Annotated in this window: 3 protein-coding genes; 1 reads left to right on the forward strand and 2 read right to left on the reverse strand. The window is 37.3% G+C overall.

The features are described 5' to 3' along the window. Positions 1 to 240: anhydro-N-acetylmuramic acid kinase (locus ABIQ28_RS04790; protein WP_348035704.1), on the reverse strand; the 240-nt coding region annotated here is incomplete at its 3' end. Between the two features lie 91 nt (positions 241 to 331). Here ABIQ28_RS04790 and ABIQ28_RS04795 point away from each other — a divergent pair. Beyond that, positions 332 to 1,474 (forward strand): acyl-CoA dehydrogenase, encoded by a 1,143-nt coding sequence (locus ABIQ28_RS04795; RefSeq protein ID WP_348035705.1) that lies wholly within the window; start codon positions 332 to 334, stop codon positions 1,472 to 1,474. Between the two features lie 29 nt (positions 1,475 to 1,503). Here the strand turns inward: ABIQ28_RS04795 and ABIQ28_RS04800 are convergent, their stop codons facing one another. Further along, entirely contained in the window at positions 1,504 to 3,981 is a 2,478-nt protein-coding gene (locus ABIQ28_RS04800) for a helix-turn-helix domain-containing protein (RefSeq protein ID WP_348035707.1), read from the reverse strand. Positions 3,982 to 4,228 lie beyond the last annotated feature (247 nt).

A 4,228-nucleotide genomic window follows, 5' to 3' on the forward strand; every position in this document is an offset into this window, starting at 1 on the left:
ACGGATTGCATCTCCTATAAAACTGGTATACTCTTCATCCAATTGGACTAATTCTAACTTAGTAAATGTTACCAGGTTTCTTAGTTTCTCAACCCAATCAGATGGGTACGGACAGGTTTCGGCCTCCAATATTTTAAATTCCCAACCCTCCGAACAGGTGAAAGTGCAATGCGCAATATCCAATCCATCCAAGGACGTGCCTGACATAACTCCTATTACGTTGTAGTGATTTTTGTTCATAGCCGTAAAAATAGCTATTCAAATTGATAAAATACTAGTAAAACCTTATATTTGGATTCGTTTTTTAATAAATCAACAATTATTTTATAAGATGGATTTTACGCTAACTGAAGAACATAAATTGATCCGTGACGCTGCACGTGATTTTGCCATTACTGAACTCCTTCCAGGTGTTATTGAACGCGATAACAAGCAAGTGTTCCCAAAAGAACTGGTTAAAAAAATGGGGGATCTAGGCTTTTTAGGGATTATGGTAGATCCTAAATATGGCGGCAGCGGGATGGATGCGATTTCTTATGTATTGATTATGGAAGAATTATCCAAAATCGATGCTTCAGCGTCCGTCATTGTTTCTGTAAATAACTCTTTAGTTTGTTATGGTTTGGAAGCTTTTGCCAGCGAGGAGCAAAAACAAAAATATCTTACTAAACTGGCAACTGGAGAGTATGTGGGCGCCTTTTGTTTGAGTGAACCAGAAGCTGGAAGTGATGCGACTTCTCAGACAACGACAGCGATAGACAAAGGTGACCATTATGTCATTAACGGCACCAAAAACTGGATTACCAGCGGTGGACGTGCCGATGTGTATTTGGTAATTGCCCAAACGGACAAGCACAAAGGTTCTCACGGTATAAACGCCTTCATTCTTGAAAAAGGGATGCCAGGTTTTGATATTGGTCCAAAAGAAGACAAATTAGGTATTAGAGGAAGTGATACGCACACCCTTCAGTTTAATGATGTGAAAGTTCCCAAGGAAAACAGAATTGGTGAGGATGGCTCAGGATTCCGGTTTGCCATGAAAACTCTTTCTGGCGGACGCATTGGTATTGCAGCGCAAGCGTTAGGAATTGCTGCGGGGGCTTATGAATTGGCATTAAAATATTCCAAAGTACGTAAAGCTTTTGGCACCGAAATTTGTAACCATCAAGCGATCGCTTTTAAATTGGCCGATATGTACGTCGATATTGAAGCGGCGCGTCATTTAGTAATGAAAGCCGCTTGGGATAAAGATCAAGGTAATAATTATGACGTTTCAAGTGCAGTGGCAAAATTATTTGCCTCCAAAGTGGCTATGGAGCATACCATTGAAGCGGTTCAGATTCATGGTGGAAACGGTTTTGTTAAAGAATATCATGTGGAACGCTTGATGCGCGATGCGAAAATCACACAGATTTATGAAGGCACTTCAGAGATTCAGAAAATTGTGATTTCACGAAATCTTATTAAGGAATAATTTTTCTTTAGATATTATTTACGGAAGACTCAACTTAGATTGGGTCTTTTTTTTGTTTTATCAGATGGGTTCTCCATAGTATTTAGCACTAAACGAATGTCACTATAGCTATATTTATCATCCAGCTGACGTTTTAAATCGGTTAGATTCTCAAACGTATGTTTTGGGATGAGTTCAGTGAGTTCTTTAAAATGTTCTTCAGAAATCAAATCCTTTACATCAACTTCTCCAGTAACGACAAATTTAGATAAATGACCAAAGATGGTTGTTTCCACAAGTTCACGTTCTGCAGCAATTTCAGCAATCGTTTTGCCTGATTGGTATAATTCTAATGATATTTTGTCGGATTCGCCTTTAGCGATTTTCTTCTTTGGTTCTGGCCGCTTTTCAAATTCGATAGTATCATCAGTTTCAATGTCATTTTCTTCACAATAGGCTTTGATGACCTCCAAAATCTGATCTCCATATTTCTCTACACGGACTTTTCCAAAACCATCGATTTCTAAAAGTTGCTTTTTAGTAATAGGTAGCACTTCACAGATCTCATACAATCCTTTTTGAGTGAAAATCTGATAGTGCACAAGGCCATTTTCATTCGCAATCTCATTCCGCAATTCTCGTAATAATTCAAATAATTCAATATTGATCGTACCATCAATCACCGAAGATCTGGTCTTTTTGGGTTTATCTTTAGTCAAGAATACCGACTTGGCTCGTAACTCCAAAAATTTCTGAGTAGAAAATCCTTCTGCCAATCCATTAAAATAAGACAATTTAGCCGCCAATAATTCTTCTATGACGTCCAGGCTTTTAACGAGATCAGTTTCAATGGCTTTATTGTCGGTAGAATAATTGAAAGACTTTAAGGTGTCCATGACACATTTTTCGGTTTCGGTTTTGAAATAAGCAATGGCCTTTTTAAACCGATCTTGAATAGCAGTATTAGTTTCAGGTAAATCATCAGCATCAGCGATTTGTTTTAATTGTACATTAAAACCATTACTAACCTTTAAGAGATTTGTAATCCCGTCTTTCATGGTTATCAAAGGTAATTCTACATTCCCTTGAACACTGCCTCTATTTTTATAAAAGATGTCCATTAAACGATTAGCTGGATATAAAAACTCGTAAAAATCGAAAATCTCTTGAATGGACTCCAATTGAAAAGTTTTTCGAGCTGATTGTAGTGTGTTTTCATCAGGTTGGTTCTCCGCCGATGTTTTAGTAAATGAACTCACCTGTTGGTCATTGATAATTTGGCTCGAATCAATCTTACTTTTTAAAATCAGACCTTCTAAAGATTTACATCGGCTTAACGCCACATAAGTTTGTCCATGTGCAAATGCACCTTGAGCATCTACAATGGCCTTTTCGAATGTTAGACCTTGACTTTTATGTATGGTAATGGCCCAAGCCAAACGCAACGGCATTTGGATAAAGGAACCTATTTTATCTTCTGTGATGGCTTTCGTTTCAGGATTTACAGAATAATTAATATTCTCCCATTCTTCGGGCGTTGTCACAATATTAAACTCATCATCCGGACATTTTACGACCACTTCATCTTTATCCAACAAAATGACTTTTCCGATTTTCCCATTGAAGTAACGCTTTTCAGGAGAGCTATCATTTTTGATAAACATCACTTGCGCACCGACCTTTAATATGAGCTCTTCATTATTTGGATAGGCATGATCAGGAAATTTTCCTGACACTTTTGCTTTATACTTTTGTTCCTTGGAAGTTAAAGCTTCCAATTCAGCATTATTAACCTGTTCTGCACGATTGTTATGCGTGGTCAATGCAATATACCCTTCTTTCGGATCTGGTCTGAAATCCTTGATATAACGCTTATTCAATTCGTTTGCCGCAGCTTCTGAAAGCGTATTGTTTCTAATTTCGTTCAGAATCTCAATAAACTTGGGATTTTCCTGTCTATAAATATGTCGAAGTTCTATAGTAATGGCGTTACAGAGCTGATACGCATGACTACTGAAGAAATATCCTGTTTGATAATACGGTTTAAGAAGTTGCCATTCATTCTCTCTAATCACGGGCGATAGTTGCTGCAAATCTCCAATCATGAGCACTTGCACCCCACCAAAGGTTTTGTTTCTATTCCTGAACCGTTTCAAAGTTTTGTCAATACCGTCCAAAACATCAGCACGCACCATACTTATTTCATCAATAATTAATAAATCCATGGATTTAATAATATTGATTTTGGTTTTACTGAATTTTTTATTGAAGCCCGACGACTGACTTGTATCAGCGTCTGGCAAAATTGGACCAAAAGGTAATTGAAAAAAAGAATGAATGGTAACCCCTTTCGCATTAATTGCAGCAACTCCTGTAGGAGCCACCACCACAATGCGCTTTAAAGATTTATGTTTTAAATTATGAAGAAACGTGGTCTTCCCAGTGCCGGCCTTTCCCGTTAAAAAAACGTTCTGATTGGTATTGTTTACAAAATCCCACGCTAACTCTATATCTTTATTTACTTCCATTATAAGCTATTTCTAACAGCATTTGAAAATACACAAAATTGACAAGTTTTCGGACATCTTTTAGATTTAAAAAATCATCTATATACTTATAAATTATTTGATATAGACGAAGTTACAAAACCATACAAACAAAAAAAGTCCCCAACAAATGAATGTTGGGGACTCTCAAAAAAGGCGGCGACCTACTCTCCCACGAGATGCAGTACCATCGGCGCAAACGGGCTTAACTTCTCTGTTCGGAATGGTA

Source organism: Gelidibacter sp. (assembly GCF_039916245.1).
Lineage (GTDB): Bacteria > Bacteroidota > Bacteroidia > Flavobacteriales > Flavobacteriaceae > Gelidibacter.